The organism is Pseudomonas sp. LAMO17WK12:I10, assembly GCF_900215185.1.
Classification (GTDB): domain Bacteria; phylum Pseudomonadota; class Gammaproteobacteria; order Pseudomonadales; family Pseudomonadaceae; genus Aquipseudomonas; species Aquipseudomonas chlororaphis.
Map to the genome: position 1 here is coordinate 37,926 of NZ_OBDX01000027.1, position 14,588 is coordinate 52,513.

Annotated in this window: 11 protein-coding genes; 6 read left to right on the forward strand and 5 right to left on the reverse strand. The window is 63.1% G+C overall.

The genetic code is table 11. The annotated features are described in order from the left end of the window. Positions 1-84: 84 nt before the first annotated feature. Positions 85-1,383, forward strand: coding sequence for an MFS transporter (locus CRO75_RS24915; RefSeq protein WP_097138889.1), 1,299 nt, complete (start codon positions 85-87; stop codon positions 1,381-1,383). Positions 1,384-1,475: 92 nt separating this feature from the next. Here the strand turns inward: CRO75_RS24915 and CRO75_RS24920 are convergent, their stop codons facing one another. Next, entirely contained in the window at positions 1,476-2,939 is a 1,464-nt protein-coding gene (locus tag CRO75_RS24920; RefSeq protein WP_007921292.1) for a glyceraldehyde-3-phosphate dehydrogenase, read from the reverse strand. A 350-nt stretch (positions 2,940-3,289) separates the two neighbouring features. On the opposite strand from CRO75_RS24920, the gene mfd reads away from it, so the two are divergent. From mfd to CRO75_RS24935, 3 genes are read left to right on the forward strand one after another with little or no spacing between them, the layout of a single operon-like run. Then, entirely contained in the window at positions 3,290-6,739 is a 3,450-nt protein-coding gene (mfd, locus tag CRO75_RS24925; protein WP_007921294.1) for a transcription-repair coupling factor, read from the forward strand. Between the two features lie 10 nt (positions 6,740-6,749). Then, the gene (locus CRO75_RS24930) at positions 6,750-7,313 is read left to right on the forward strand and encodes a CsiV family protein (RefSeq protein ID WP_097138891.1); all 564 of its coding nucleotides are present in this window, start codon (positions 6,750-6,752) and stop codon (positions 7,311-7,313) included. 11 nt (positions 7,314-7,324) lie between these two features. Further along, a complete protein-coding gene (locus CRO75_RS24935; RefSeq protein ID WP_097138894.1) occupies positions 7,325-10,018 on the forward strand; it encodes a DEAD/DEAH box helicase in 2,694 nt (897 codons plus the stop codon). Between the two features lie 124 nt (positions 10,019-10,142). Here the strand turns inward: CRO75_RS24935 and CRO75_RS24940 are convergent, their stop codons facing one another. From CRO75_RS24940 to CRO75_RS24950, 3 genes are all read right to left on the reverse strand, one after another. Further along, the gene (locus CRO75_RS24940; RefSeq protein WP_097138896.1) at positions 10,143-10,886 is read right to left on the reverse strand and encodes an S-methyl-5'-thioinosine phosphorylase; all 744 of its coding nucleotides are present in this window, start codon (positions 10,884-10,886) and stop codon (positions 10,143-10,145) included. Between the two features lie 11 nt (positions 10,887-10,897). Beyond that, the gene (nagZ, locus tag CRO75_RS24945) at positions 10,898-11,896 is read right to left on the reverse strand and encodes a beta-N-acetylhexosaminidase (RefSeq protein WP_175534822.1); all 999 of its coding nucleotides are present in this window, start codon (positions 11,894-11,896) and stop codon (positions 10,898-10,900) included. 204 nt (positions 11,897-12,100) lie between these two features. Next, complete coding sequence (locus tag CRO75_RS24950; protein WP_009042982.1) at positions 12,101-12,808, reverse strand: TetR/AcrR family transcriptional regulator; 708 nt, start codon at positions 12,806-12,808, stop codon at positions 12,101-12,103. 252 nt (positions 12,809-13,060) lie between these two features. On the opposite strand from CRO75_RS24950, the gene lexA reads away from it, so the two are divergent. Together lexA and sulA are read left to right on the forward strand one after the other, a co-directional pair. Continuing rightward, on the forward strand, positions 13,061-13,669 hold the full coding sequence (lexA, locus tag CRO75_RS24955; protein WP_097138898.1) for a transcriptional repressor LexA: 609 nt from the start codon (positions 13,061-13,063) through the stop codon (positions 13,667-13,669). Between the two features lie 10 nt (positions 13,670-13,679). Further along, positions 13,680-14,153: an SOS-induced cell division inhibitor SulA gene (gene sulA, locus CRO75_RS24960; RefSeq protein WP_097138901.1), complete on the forward strand. Its 474-nt coding sequence runs from the start codon at positions 13,680-13,682 to the stop codon at positions 14,151-14,153. A gap of 104 nt (positions 14,154-14,257) precedes the next feature. Here sulA and CRO75_RS24965 read toward each other — a convergent pair whose 3' ends face one another. Next, positions 14,258-14,491 (reverse strand): hypothetical protein, encoded by a 234-nt coding sequence (locus tag CRO75_RS24965; RefSeq protein ID WP_009042980.1) that lies wholly within the window; start codon positions 14,489-14,491, stop codon positions 14,258-14,260. Positions 14,492-14,588 lie beyond the last annotated feature (97 nt).

Consider the following 14,588-nt stretch of genomic DNA (forward strand, 5'->3'; position numbering starts at 1 on the left):
TGCGGCTTAGCTACCTCAGACCGGGCAGCCAGGACAGATAACGACCAGGGATCGCTAACAAAATAGCCAAAGTGAGTGAATAAAATGTCCACGACCACGGGCAAAGGCAAGGCGATCTTTCGCGTTGTCAGCGGCAACTTTCTGGAGATGTTCGACTTCATGGTCTACGGCTTTTACGCCACGGCCATTGCCAAGACCTTCTTCCCTGCCGACAGTGCTTTCGCGTCATTGATGCTGTCGCTGGCGACCTTCGGCGCCGGCTTCCTGATGCGCCCGCTGGGCGCGATCTTTCTTGGCGCTTATATCGACCGTCATGGCCGGCGCCGGGGCCTGATCATCACCCTGCTGCTCATGGCCGCGGGCACCGTGTTGATCGCCTGCGTCCCGGGTTATGCCACCCTCGGCGTCGCCGCGCCGTTGCTGGTGCTGCTCGGCCGCTTGCTGCAGGGCTTCTCTGCCGGGGTGGAACTGGGTGGCGTCTCGGTTTACCTCGCGGAAATCTCCACCCCGGGCCGCAAGGGCTTCTTCGTCAGCTGGCAATCGGCGAGTCAACAGGCTGCCGTGGTCTTCGCCGGCCTGCTGGGCGTTGGCCTGAACCACTGGCTGAGCCCGGAACAAATGGGCGACTGGGGCTGGCGCATGCCGTTCCTGGTGGGCTGCATGATAGTGCCGGCGATCTTCATGATCCGTCGTTCGCTGGAAGAAACCCCGGAGTTCCAGGCACGCAAGCACCGCCCTACCCTGCAGGAAATCATCCGCTCCATCGGCCAGAACTTCGGCACCGTCCTGGCCGGCATGGCACTGGTGGTGATGACCACTGTGTCCTTCTACCTGATCACCGCCTACACCCCGACCTTCGGCAAGGCCGAATTGCAGCTGTCGGACCTGGACGCTCTGCTGGTCACCGTATGCATCGGCCTGTCGAACTTCTTCTGGCTGCCGGTGATGGGCGCCGTCTCGGACAAGGTCGGGCGCAAGCCGCTACTGCTGGCGGCGACCGTCCTGGCGATCCTCACGGCTTACCCGGCACTGTCCTGGCTGGTGGCCAACCCGAGTTTCAGCCACCTGCTGATCGTCGAGCTGTGGCTGTCCTTCCTCTATGGCTCGTACAACGGCGCCATGGTGGTGGCTCTCACCGAAATCATGCCGGTTGAAGTGCGCACCACCGGCTTCTCCCTGGCCTACAGCCTGGCCACTGCCACCTTTGGCGGCTTCACCCCGGCGGCCTGCACCTACCTGATCCATGCGCTGGACAACAAGGCGGCGCCGGGGATCTGGCTCAGCGGCGCGGCGGTGCTGGGCCTGATCGCGACCCTGGTGCTGTTCCGCGGCAACAAGCATGAACTGCGCACTGCGCAGGCAGCAGTAGTGGGTGGCGCCTGATCGACCGTCTTCGCGGACAATCAACTCAACCGTCAAACGCCACAAATAAAAACGCCCCGACAAGTCGGGGCGTTTTCATGTGCGGCTAAGGCTTAGCGCGGGAACGCAGGCGGGTTCACACCGGCCATGTCTTCCATCACGCGAACCACCTGGCAGCTGTAACCGAATTCGTTGTCGTACCAGACGTACAGAACAACGCGGTTATCCTGGGTGATGGTCGCTTCAGCGTCCACTACACCGGCGTGGCGCGAGCCCACGAAGTCGGTGGAAACCACTTCCTGGGAATTGACGAAGTCGATCTGCTTGTGCAGATCGGAGTGCAGCGCCATGTAGCGCAGGTACTCGTTCATCTCTTCACGGGTAGCGGCTTTCTCAAGGTTCAGGTTGAGAATGGCCATCGACACGTTTGGCGTCGGAACGCGGATCGCGTTACCGGTCAGCTTGCCGGCCAGCTCAGGCAGGGCCTTGGCGGCAGCGGTGGCAGCACCGGTCTCGGTGATGACCATGTTCAGCGCGGCGCTACGGCCACGACGATCGCCCTTGTGGAAGTTGTCGATCAGGTTCTGGTCGTTGGTGTACGAGTGAACGGTTTCGACGTGACCGTTGACGATGCCGAACTTGTCGTTCACGGCCTTGAGCACCGGCACGATGGCGTTGGTGGTGCAGGAGGCAGCGGAAACGATCTTGTCGTCAGCGGTGATTTCGGCATGGTTGATACCGTGAACGATGTTCTTCAGCTTGCCTTTGCCAGGCGCGGTCAGAACGACGCGGTCGATACCCGGGCAGGCCAGGTGCTGACCCAGGCCGTCGGCGTCACGCCATACACCGGTGTTGTCCACCAGCAGCGCGTCTTTGATGCCGTACTGGGTGTAGTCCACCTCGGTCGGATTCTTCGCGTAGATAACCTGGATCAGGTTGCCGTTGGCGGTGATGGTGTTGTTGGCTTCGTCGATGGTGATGGTGCCGTTGAACGAACCGTGCACCGAATCGCGACGCAGCAGGCTGGCGCGCTTGGTCAGGTCGTTCTCGGCGCCTTTGCGCACCACGATGGCGCGCAGGCGCAGGCCGTCGCCACCACCGGTTTTCTCGATCAGGATGCGCGCCAGCAGACGGCCGATACGACCGAAGCCGTACAGGACCACGTCGGTGCCTTTGCGGGGCGAAGCGTTTTGCTGGCCAACCACGTCAGCCAGCTCTTCGCGAACGAATTGCTCGGCGGTGCGGCCATTGCCTTCGTTACGGAATTTGAACGCCAACTTGCCCAGGTCCACCGAAGCCGCGCCGAGCTTGAGCTCGCTCATGGCCTTGAGCAGTGGGAATGTTTCGTGGACGGAGAGTTCGCTATCGTCGGAAGAGCGATGGCGAGCAAAGCGGTGAGCTTTGAGAATCGCGATGACAGACTGGTTGATCAGGCTGCGGCCATAGATCGAACTCACCACATTGTTATTGCGGTAGAGCTGACCGATAAGCGGAATCATCGCTTCTGCGAGCGCTTCACGGTCGATCCATTCACCAAGACACTGGTCGGGCTTCTGAGTCACGGGAACCTTCCACATGTAGGGGCTGAAAAAAGGGGCTACATTATGCAGCCGAGTCCCCTGCGTAGCAATGCGCGCCTGTCGCGCGCAACGTAACAAAAACCCATCCGGAAAAAATACACCCCGCTCCAGCCCAGTAAATACGCGGCTTCCAGAAAGGCCTCATTTTGCGCGGTATCCCAGCGTTGTCTGTAACCCTCCGTAACACCACCCCGATTCGGCACTACATTTTCCGCCAAAAAACGCGTTTTTTTGTCATAACCACTACATTTTCCGCAACCGCGTAATAGACACATCAGCAACTGACAGCCGGTACGCCGGACCGCTACAATTACCGACTTTGTCGCAACGCTGGAGCTCAACCTTCCGTGCCCGTTCTGCGTCTACCGCAACTCCCTGCCGCCGCCGGCAAACAGCACTGGGGCAATCTGCCCGGTGCCGCCCTCAGCCTCGCCATTGCCGAGGCTGCCAGCGCCGCCAAGCGCTTCACCCTGCTGCTGACCGCCGACAGCCAAAGTGCCGAACGGCTGGAGCAGGAGCTGAGTTTCTTCGCCCCGGATTTGCCCGTGCTGCATTTCCCGGACTGGGAAACCCTGCCCTACGACCTGTTCTCGCCGCACCAGGACATCATCTCCCAGCGGATCGCCAGCCTGTACCGGCTGCCGGAGCTGGAGCATGGCGTGCTGGTGGTGCCGATCACCACCGCCCTGCATCGCCTGGCGCCGACCAAGTTCCTGCTGGGCAGCAGCCTGGTGCTGGACATCGGCCAGAAGCTGGATGTCGAACAGATGCGCACTCGCCTGGAAGCCAGCGGCTATCGCTGTGTCGACACGGTCTACGAGCACGGCGAGTTCGCGGTGCGCGGCGCCTTGATCGACCTGTTCCCGATGGGCAGCAAACTGCCTTATCGCATCGACCTGTTCGACGATGAAATCGAGACCCTGCGCACCTTCGATCCGGAAAACCAGCGCTCCATCGACAAGGTCGATTCGGTGCGCCTGCTGCCGGCGAAAGAATTCCCGCTGCAGAAAGAAGCCGTCACCCGCTTCAAGGCCCGTTTCCGCGAACGCTTCGACGTCGATTTCCGCCGCTGCCCGATCTTCCAGGACCTGAGCAGCGGGATCACCCCGGCCGGCATCGAGTATTACCTGCCGCTGTTCTTCGAAGACACTTCGACCCTGTTCGACTACCTGCCCCAGGACACCCAGGTGTTTTCCCTGCCGGGCATCGAGCAGGCGGCCGAGAACTTCTGGAACGACGTGCGCAACCGTTACGAAGAACGCCGCGTTGATCCGTCCCGTCCTTTATTGCCGCCCGCCGAGTTGTTCCTGCCGGTGGAAGACTGCTTCGCCCGCCTGAAAAGCTGGCCGCGGGTGGTCGCCAGCCAGCAGGACATCGAGGCTGGCGGCGGCCGCGAGCGCTTCCCGGCGCAGCCCCTGCCCAACCTCGCCATCGAAGCCAAGGCCAATCAGCCGCTGGCGGCCCTGGCGAATTTCCTCGATGAATTCTCCGGACGCGTGCTGTTCACCGCCGAATCCGCCGGGCGCCGCGAGGTGCTGCTGGAGTTGCTGGAGCGCCTGAAGCTGCGGCCGAAGACCGTCGACAGCTGGCCGGACTTCGTCGCGGGCAAGGATCGCCTGGCGATCACCATCGCACCGCTGGACGAAGGCTTGCTGCTGGACGATCCGGCCCTGGCGCTGGTGGCCGAAAGCCCGCTGTTCGGCCAGCGCGTGATGCAGCGTCGGCGCCGGGAAAAACGCGCCGACGCCAACAACGATGCGGTGATCAAGAACCTCACCGAGCTGCGCGAAGGCGCGCCGGTGGTGCATATCGATCACGGCGTGGGCCGCTACCTGGGCCTGGCCACCCTGGAAATCGACAACCAGGCCGCGGAATTCCTCACCCTCGAATACGCCGAGGGCGCCAAGCTCTATGTGCCGGTGGCCAACCTGCACCTGATCGCCCGCTACACCGGTAGCGACGACGCCCTGGCGCCGCTGCACCGCCTGGGTTCGGAAACCTGGCAGAAAGCCAAGCGCAAGGCCGCCGAACAGGTGCGCGATGTCGCCGCCGAACTGCTGGACATCTACGCTCGCCGCGCGGCCCGCGAAGGCTATGCCTTTGCCGATCCAAAAGCCGACTACGCCACCTTCAGCGCCGGCTTCCCGTTCGAAGAAACCCCCGACCAGCAAACCACCATCGAAGCGGTGCGCGAGGACATGCTCGCGGCCAAGCCTATGGACCGCCTGGTCTGCGGCGACGTCGGCTTCGGCAAGACCGAAGTGGCGATGCGCGCCGCGTTCATCGCCGTGCATGGCGGCAAGCAAGTGGCGATCCTGGTGCCCACCACCCTGCTCGCCCAGCAGCACTACAACAGCTTCCGCGACCGCTTCGCCGACTGGCCAGTGACCGTGGAAGTGATGAGCCGCTTCAAGTCCGCCAAGGAAGTGAATGCCGCGGTGGCCGACCTGGCCGAAGGCAAGATCGACATCGTCATCGGCACCCACAAGCTGCTGCAGGACGATGTGAAGATCAAGAACCTCGGGCTGGTGATCATCGACGAAGAGCATCGATTCGGCGTGCGCCAGAAAGAACAGCTCAAGGCCCTGCGCAGCGAAGTCGACATCCTGACCCTGACCGCCACACCGATTCCGCGCACACTGAATATGGCGGTGTCGGGCATGCGCGACCTGTCGATCATCGCCACGCCACCGGCCCGGCGCCTGTCGGTGCGCACCTTCGTCATGGAGCAGAACAAGAGCACGGTCAAAGAGGCCCTGCTGCGCGAGCTGCTGCGTGGCGGCCAGGTCTATTACCTGCACAACGACGTGAAGACCATCGAGAAATGCGCCGCCGACCTCGCCGAACTGGTGCCGGAAGCGCGCATCGGCATCGGCCATGGGCAGATGCGCGAACGCGAACTCGAACAGGTGATGAGCGACTTCTACCACAAGCGCTTCAACGTGCTGATCGCCTCGACCATCATCGAGACCGGCATCGACGTGCCGAGTGCCAACACCATCATCATCGAGCGCGCCGACAAGTTCGGCCTGGCCCAGCTGCACCAGTTGCGCGGCCGGGTCGGTCGCAGCCACCACCAGGCCTACGCCTACCTGCTGACGCCACCGCGCCAGCAGATCACCCCGGACGCGGAAAAGCGCCTGGAGGCGATCGCCAACACCCAGGACCTCGGCGCCGGCTTCGTGCTCGCCACCAACGACCTGGAGATCCGCGGTGCCGGCGAACTGCTGGGGGATGGCCAAAGCGGGCAGATCCAGGCGGTGGGCTTCACCCTTTATATGGAAATGCTCGAGCGCGCGGTGAAAGCCATCCGCAAGGGCGAGCAACCGAACCTCGACCAGCCCCTGGGCGGCGGTCCGGAAATCAACCTGCGCCTGCCAGCGCTGATTCCCGAAGACTACCTGCCGGATGTGCACGCGCGACTGATCCTCTACAAGCGCATCGCCTCGGCCACCGACGAGGACGGCCTGAAGGACCTGCAGGTGGAGATGATCGACCGCTTCGGCCTGCTGCCGGAACCGACCAAGAACCTGGTACGCCTGACCCTGCTGAAACTGCAGGCCGAGCAACTGGGCATCAAGAAGGTCGACGGCGGCCCGCAGGGCGGTCGTCTCGAGTTCGCCGCCGATACCCCGGTGGACCCGCTGGCGCTGATCAAACTCATCCAGGGCCAACCCAATCGCTACAAATTTGAAGGCGCCACGCTGTTCAAATTCATGGTGCCGATGGAACGTCCGGAAGAACGCTTCAACACATTGGAGGCGCTGTTCGAGCGCCTCACCCCGAAAACTGCTTGAAGGACGCCCCATGCGCCTGTTTCGCTCACTGACCTTGCTCCTGACCCTGGTCGCTCCCTCGGCGTTTGCCGACATGTATCAGGTCGAAATGATTCTGGTCCGGCAGAACGCGGTTCCCGCCATCGTCAGCCGCGCCGCCCCCGAAGACTGGGCCACCGGCGCCCAGCGCCTGGGCGCCGACAGCCAGCGCACCCCGGCGCTGGGCGGCGTGGTCGAGAAACTCACCGCCAGCGGCGACTACAGCGTGCTGATGCACAAGGCCTGGCAACAGGCGCTGGGCGAAAACCCGGTGAAAGTCGCGGTCAGCGAGGGCCAGGAACAGTTCGGCCAGTTCCCGATCGAGGGCACCCTGACCCTCAAGCTCGGGCGCTTCACCGATGTGGATGCGCAGTTCTGGGTCAACCGGATCGACAGCAACGGCCTGGTGACCGCCAGCGAACGCCTGAAACAGGAAAGCCACACCAAGAACGGCCAGCTCAACTACCTCGACAACGGTCACCTGGCCCTGCTGATCAAGATCACCTCGCTGTCGGCCCCCGCGCCGCGCGAGGCGCCGCCTGAAATCGTGGACTGACAGAAGTCCCTATGCCCCCGACCCTGACCAAACCCCTGGCACCTTCCTGGGTCAGCCGATTCAAGGAACAAGCCCTGGAGCGTGGCCGCCGCTACGCCCTGGAGAACCGCGTCAGGATCGTCCAGGCCGGCGACAGCGTCATCACCGCCAGTTGCGAAGGTTCGGGGGGCAACGTCTATCGACAGACCATCAGCCTGCGCGAGTCGGCCAGGAACACCTTGCTGATGGTCGAAGCCTCCTGCACCTGCCCGGTGCGCAGCAATTGCAAACACATCGCCGCGGTACTGCTGAAAATCGAGGAGACCCTGTCCTATCCGGCGGCGGCGAAAGACGCCGAGCTGCTGGAAAAACTCCAGGCCGTCCTGGAAAACCGTAGCCCCGCCCCGCTGCCGCAACAGATCGTCGACAACGTGCAGCCAGTGCCCCGGCTGTGGCTGGCCAGTATCGAGTTCAGCGCCTTCGAACCGCGCAACGGCAAGATGCAGCGCTACATCCAGCACCGTGCCGCGCTGTCGTTCAGCTACCTGGAGGAATACGTCAGCGGCCAGAAAAACGCCGACGTGGTGATTCGCCAGGAACACCAGACCCTGCGCATCAAGCGCCAGCCGGAAGTCGAACAACGCTATCGCGAACAGCTGCGGGCGCTGGGTTTCAAGATCGCCACCCGGCAAAGCAAGGCCCTGCCGGAAAGCGCCGGCGAGCTGTATGAAATGGTCAACGACAGCGCCTGGCTGACCTTTACCCTCAACGAACTGCCCAAGCTGCGCACCCAGGGCTGGGAGCTGCAGATCGACGACGACTTCGGCTTCGACCTGACCGCCGTGGACGACTGGTACGCCACGGTGGACGAAGCGCCGGGGCGCGACTGGTTCGACCTGGAACTGGGCATCATCGTCAACGGCGAGCGCCTGAGCTTGCTGCCGATCCTGCTCAACCTGATGCGCTCCCACACCGAGATCCTCAACCCGGAACGCCTGGCCAGACGCCGGGATGACGAGCTGATCCTGGTGAACATTCCCGGGCGCCCCAACTCGCCCAACGGCCCCCTGCAAGTGGCGCTGCCCTATGGCCGGCTGAAGCCGGTGCTGGCCACCCTGGGCGAGTTCTATCTACAGGAACCCGGCGAAACCACACTGCGCCTGAGCAGTGCCGACGCGACCCGCCTCAATCCGCTGGAAGACCTGCCCCTGCTCTGGGAAGGCGGCGAACACATCCGCTCCTTCGCCCAGCGGCTGCGCGACATCAAGGACTACTCGGCCCCCGCGCCGGAGGGCCTGAACGCCACGCTGCGCCCCTATCAGCTCGAAGGCCTGAGCTGGATGCAGTCCCTGCGCCAGCTGGAAGTCGGTGGCATTCTGGCCGACGACATGGGCCTGGGCAAAACCCTGCAGACCCTGGCCCATGTGCTCAGCGAAAAGAACGCCGGGCGCCTGGACCGGCCGTGCATGGTGGTGATGCCCACCAGCCTGATCCCCAACTGGCTCGACGAGGCGGCGCACTTCACGCCGCAACTCAAAGTCCTGGCCCTGTATGGCGCCGGCCGCCATAAGCACTTCGCCCGGCTGAGCGATTACGACCTGATCCTGACCACCTACGCGCTGCTGCCCAAGGATGTCGAGCAACTCGCTGCCCTGCCCCTGCATGTCCTGGTGCTGGATGAGGCGCAATACATCAAGAACCCGTCGAGCAAGGCGGCCCAGGCTGCGCGCGCGCTCAATGCCCGGCAGCGCCTGTGCCTGAGCGGCACGCCACTGGAGAATCACCTGGGCGAGCTGTGGTCGCTGTTCCATTTCCTGCTGCCCGGCTGGCTGGGGGACGTGAAGAGCTTCAATCGCGACTACCGCGTGCCGATCGAAAGGCACGCCAGCGAAGTGCGCCTGCAGCACCTCAATGGGCGGATCAAGCCCTTCCTGCTGCGCCGCACCAAGGAACAGGTGGCCACCGAACTGCCGCCCAAGACCGAGATCATCCATTGGGTGGAGCTCAATGAAGCCCAGCGCGATGTGTACGAAACCATGCGCCTGGCCATGGACAAGAAAATCCGCGACGAGATCACCCGCAAGGGCGTGGCCCGCAGCCAGATCATCATTCTTGAAGCGTTGCTGAAACTGCGCCAGGTGTGCTGCGACCTGCGCCTGGTCAACGAAGACGCGGTGCCGGCGCGAGGCAGTTCCTCCGGCAAGCTCGACAGCCTGATGGAGATGCTCGAGGAACTGTTCGACGAGGGTCGGCGCATCCTGCTGTTCTCGCAATTCACCTCGATGCTGAGCCTGATCGAAGCCGAACTGAAGCGCCGCAATGTCGCCTACGCCCTGCTGACCGGACAGACCCGCGATCGTCGCACGCCGGTCAGGGACTTCCAGGGCGGCAAGCTGCAGATCTTCCTGATCAGCCTGAAAGCCGGCGGCGTCGGCCTCAACCTGACCGAAGCCGACACCGTGATCCACTACGACCCCTGGTGGAACCCGGCCACGGAAAACCAGGCCACCGACCGCGCCTATCGGATTGGCCAGGAGAAGCCGGTGTTCGTCTACAAGCTGATTGCCCGCGGCACGGTGGAAGAGAAAATCCAGCACCTGCAGCAGGAGAAGTCCGACCTGGCCGCGGGCGTACTGGATGGGCGCAAGGCCGGGGACTGGAAGCTGCAGAGCGAAGACATCGAAGCCCTCTTCGCCCCGCTGCCCGACAAGAAAGGCGGACGCTGATCTGGAGCCGCTGGCGCGCCTGCGATCGGCTGCGCAGCAGACATAAAGCCTCACAATGTTTCAGTAATATCGCAGGCTCAGGTTTTACGAGCGCTGCGCGCTCGATCGCAGCCTGCGGCAGCGGCTACAGGTTTGCCGCGAGGACCCGCGCCAGCGTCGCCTGCACCTTGCCCATGCCGTCCTGCAACGCCTGCTCGATCTCGGCCATGGTAATCACCGCAGCGGACTTGCCCGCCGCCGGGTTCACCACCAGCGCCAGGCAGGCGTAATCCAGCTCCAGCTCCCGGGCCAGCGCCGCTTCCGGCATGCCGGTCATACCGACGATGTCGCAGCCGTCACGTTCCAGGCGGGCGATCTCCGCCACGGTTTCCAGGCGCGGGCCCTGGGTGCAGGCGTACACGCCCTGACTGCTGAATTCGCAGCCTTCGGCGGCCAGCGCGGCAATCAATTGCTGGCGCAGCGACTCGCTGTAGGGATAGCTGAAGTCGATATGGGTGACCTGCTCCAGGTCGTCGGCAAAATAGGTGTGCTCACGACCGCTGGTGTAGTCGATCAGCTGATGCGGCACGCAGAAATGCCCGGAGCCCATCGCCGGATGAATGCCACCCACCACGTTGACCGCCAGAATCGCCTCGGCGCCAGCCTGCTTCAGCGCCCAGAGATTGGCCCGATAGTTCACCTGATGCGGCGGGAAGCGATGCGGATGGCCGTGACGCGCCAGAAACAGCACCTCGCGACCGGCGTATTCACCCTTCTGGATATCCGCCGACGGAGCGCCATAGGGCGTATCCAGGGGCAAGGATTGGTGAATGCTCAAGCCTTCGAGCCGGGTCAGGCCGGTACCGCCGATAATCGCGTAGACCGTCATCGCAACAACCCTTAATCGATCAGTTGGGCATCTTTGAGTGCGCCGAGCGCCGTCAGCCAACGCGGATCCTGACGATAGTCGGTGCAGGCAAACGCCTGGCCACGCATCCGCGCAATACGCGCCGACGGCGTCACTTTCAGACGCTGGGCCGCGCTCAGGGCCAGCTCGGCCGCCGCCCGGTCGTTGCACACCAGGCCCATGTCGCAACCAGCCGACAGCGCCGCTTCGATCCGGCTCGCGGCATCGCCCACCACATGAGCACCGGCCATCGACAGGTCGTCACTGAAGATGACACCGTCGAACTGCAATTCACCGCGCAGGATCTCCTGCAACCAACGACGGGAGAACCCGGCTGGCTGGGCATCGACCTGAGGGTAGATGACGTGGGCCGGCATCACCGCCGCCAGCTGCTTGCTCAGGCGCGCGAAAGGCACCAGGTCCTTGGCGCGAATCTCATCGAGGCTGCGCTCGTCATTGGGGATCGCCACGTGGGAGTCCGCCTCGGCCCAGCCGTGCCCGGGGAAATGCTTGCCCGTGGCCGCCATGCCGGCGCTGTTCATGCCACGGATAAAGGCGCCTGCCAGCAAGGCGGCGCGCTCGGGGTCGCCCTCGAAGGAACGGGTGCCCACCACGGCGCTGCGCTGATGATCGAGGTCCAGCACCGGCGCGAAGCTCAGGTCCAGGCCGACGGCCAGCACTTCGGTGGCCATGATCCAGCCGCACTGCTCGGCCAGGTACTCGGCATTCGGATTGTCGGCGATGGCACGCATGGCCGGCAGCCGCACGAAGCCCTGGCGCAGGCGTTGCACGCGACCGCCCTCCTGGTCCACCGCCAGCAGCAGGTCCGGGCGAATCGCCCGGATGGACGCGCTCAGCTCACGCACCTGCCGCGGATGCTCGATATTGCGGGCAAAGATGATCAGCCCGCCCACTTCGGGCTGGCGCAGGAGTTGGCGATCTTCAGCCGTCAGCCAGGTACCGGCGACATCCACCATCAAGGAGCCTTGCAGGCCTGTGGTCATAGCAATTCCTTAGTAACGAAGTACGCGCACGGCACCGCAAAGGGTGCTGGCGTGGCGCGGACGCACGAGTCCATTGCCGGCGGCAAGGCCCGGCAAGCGACGATCGGCGAAAGGTGTGAAGAGAGGTAGGAAACGAGAGTCGACATGGGCGGCTAGCTTAGCGGATGTAAGCTGCCGCGCCCACCCGGACGGTCAGGCCTTGGCGACCGCCGGAGTCGATTTGCTGCGCGGCTTGAGCTGCGCCGTGGCCATGGCATCGTCGGTGACGCCGGTTTCGGCGCGCATGCCGGCCGCGAGGAACGGCACCATCAGACGCATTACCTGCTCGATCGAGGTATTGACCCCAAAGTCGGTCTCGGCAATCGCACGCAAGGCCTTGATCCCCGACATGCTGAAAGCCGCCGCTCCCAGCATGAAGTGCACACGCCAGAACAGTTCGATCGGTGGGATACGCGGCGCGGCTTCGTTGACCAGCAGCATGTAGCGGCGGAATACCTTGCCGTACATGTCTTCCAGGTAACGCCGCAGGTGCCCCTGGCTCTGGCTGAAGGCCAGGCCCAGAAGGCGCATGAAAATGGACAGGTCGTTGCCGCTGCGAGGCTGGACCACCAAAGCCTGCTCGACGAGGATTTCCAGCAGCTCTTCGAGGCTTGGCTTGCTGTCCGGCTTGGCCGAGCGCCGCTCCAGCTCACGGTCGAGGCTGATGCAGAACGGCCCGAGGAAGCGCGAGAACACCGCCTGGATCAGGGCCTTTTTGGAACCGAAATGATAATTCACCGCCGCCAGGTTGACCCCGGCCTTGCTGGTGATCAGCCGCAATGAGGTTTCGGCAAAACCTTTTTCCGCGAACAACTGCTCGGCAGCATCGAGAATGCGTTCAACGGTTTCCGACTGGGCCATGGCTACTCCGCCTGACAAACACTTGTTTGAAACATACGTTTCAGCCCCAGCCTTGTCAAGCCTGCCTGTCCGTTCTGCGGCCGGTCAGTCAGCTATTTAATCATACCTGCCGCTTCCTGTAGCCAGCCACGCGACACCAGGCATGCGCAGCGGCGACCCGACCGTCCAGCGGCGATTGGAAAAAGGAGGATTGCCAAGCGGCATTCACTGTATATAATTCCAGTCACTGTATAAAAAGACAGAGCGATCGACATGCTAAAACTGACGCCACGCCAAGCTGAGATTCTGGCTTTTATCAAACGCTGCCTCGAAGACAACGGCTACCCACCGACCCGTGCGGAAATCGCCCAGGAACTGGGCTTCAAGTCGCCCAACGCCGCCGAAGAACACCTCAAGGCGCTGGCCCGCAAGGGCGCAATCGAAATGACTCCAGGCGCCTCCCGCGGCATTCGCATCCCGGGGTTCGAGGCCAAGCCCGACGACTCCAGCCTGCCCATCATCGGCCGGGTTGCCGCCGGCGCTCCGATTCTCGCCGAACAGCACATCGAAGAGTCCTGCAACATCAATCCGGCCTTCTTCCATCCTCGTGCGGACTACCTGCTGCGGGTTCACGGCATGAGCATGAAGGACATCGGCATTTTCGATGGCGACCTGCTGGCCGTGCATACCACTCGCGAGGCCCGCAACGGCCAGGTCGTCGTCGCCCGCATTGGCGACGACGTCACCGTGAAACGCTTCAAGCGCGAAGGCAGCAAAGTCTGGCTGATTGCCGAAAACCCTGAGTTCGCCCCTATCGAAGTCAACCTGAAAGATCAGGACCTGGTGATCGAAGGCTTGAGTGTCGGCGTCATTCGCCGCTAAAGGAGGCTGTATGCAGTTCCCTCACACACCACAGCATGCACAACTGCCACTGTTCGAAGCGTTCATGGCCCCACCCCTGGCGCCTATCCTCAAAGAGGTCGTCGAATCGCCCTGGAGCAACGAACCGGAAGCCTTCAGTGAACTGTCGTTACGCGGTGCCGCCGGGAACTGCCTGAGCCTGCTGGCGCCCATCCTCAGGGAACTGAGCCAGGACCAGGATGCGCGCTGGCTGACATTGATTGCCCCGCCGGCCAGCCTGACCCAGGCCTGGTTGCGGGATGCCGGCCTGAACCGCGAACGGATTCTGCTGCTGCACCCGCGCGGCGCCCAAAGCGCGCAACAGCTGGCTTGCGAGGCTCTGCGCCTGGGACGCAGCCACACCGTTGTCAGCTGGCTCAACCCGTTGAACAGCAGCGCCCGTCAACAGCTTATCAGCGCAGCCCGCACGGGCGACGCACAAAGCCTGAATATTCGTCTGGGCTGACCGCTAGAAGCGTCGATGGACACGCTTGAATGACACAAGGCTTCTCCAGGATTGAGAAGCCGAAAGGAGGCGACGAACGACAGCAAAAAAACCGACAAACGGACTCAGTGAAGAATCCGTGGTCCCTCTTCTTTCTCCAATTCGCCTTCAACCAGGCGACCCGCCATCTGCACACCCACGCTCAACATGGCCTTGGCCACCTCGACATGCTGGCCTTGCAAGAAGGCTTTGGCATCTTCTGAAAAGTCCAGAGTGACCAGAGAACCCTCGTCCTCGGCCCTGCGCAGCTCGATACGACCGTCTGGCAATTCGACAATTTCTAGAAAGGACGTTGGCATAAAGGTCTGTTCTCCACGAAAGGCCGGGATTATATCAGTCATCACCCCGACCTCGCGCGGGCCCAAACGGTTTTCTTTATTGGCCTGGCGTTACAAA

Excerpts from the sequence above, each read along its gene's own strand:
- CRO75_RS24930 (WP_097138891.1), top strand. The coding sequence starts at position 6,750 with ATGCGCCTGTTTCGCTCACTGACCTTGCTCCTGACCCTGGTCGCTCCC.
- lexA (WP_097138898.1), top strand. The coding sequence starts at position 13,061 with ATGCTAAAACTGACGCCACGCCAAGCTGAGATTCTGGCTTTTATCAAA.
- CRO75_RS24940 (WP_097138896.1), bottom strand. The coding sequence starts at position 10,886 with ATGACGGTCTACGCGATTATCGGCGGTACCGGCCTGACCCGGCTCGAA.
- CRO75_RS24920 (WP_007921292.1), bottom strand. The coding sequence starts at position 2,939 with ATGTGGAAGGTTCCCGTGACTCAGAAGCCCGACCAGTGTCTTGGTGAA.
- sulA (WP_097138901.1), top strand. The coding sequence starts at position 13,680 with ATGCAGTTCCCTCACACACCACAGCATGCACAACTGCCACTGTTCGAA.
- CRO75_RS24935 (WP_097138894.1), top strand. The coding sequence starts at position 7,325 with ATGCCCCCGACCCTGACCAAACCCCTGGCACCTTCCTGGGTCAGCCGA.
- CRO75_RS24950 (WP_009042982.1), bottom strand. The coding sequence starts at position 12,808 with ATGGCCCAGTCGGAAACCGTTGAACGCATTCTCGATGCTGCCGAGCAG.
- CRO75_RS24915 (WP_097138889.1), top strand. The coding sequence starts at position 85 with ATGTCCACGACCACGGGCAAAGGCAAGGCGATCTTTCGCGTTGTCAGC.
- CRO75_RS24965 (WP_009042980.1), bottom strand. The coding sequence starts at position 14,491 with ATGCCAACGTCCTTTCTAGAAATTGTCGAATTGCCAGACGGTCGTATC.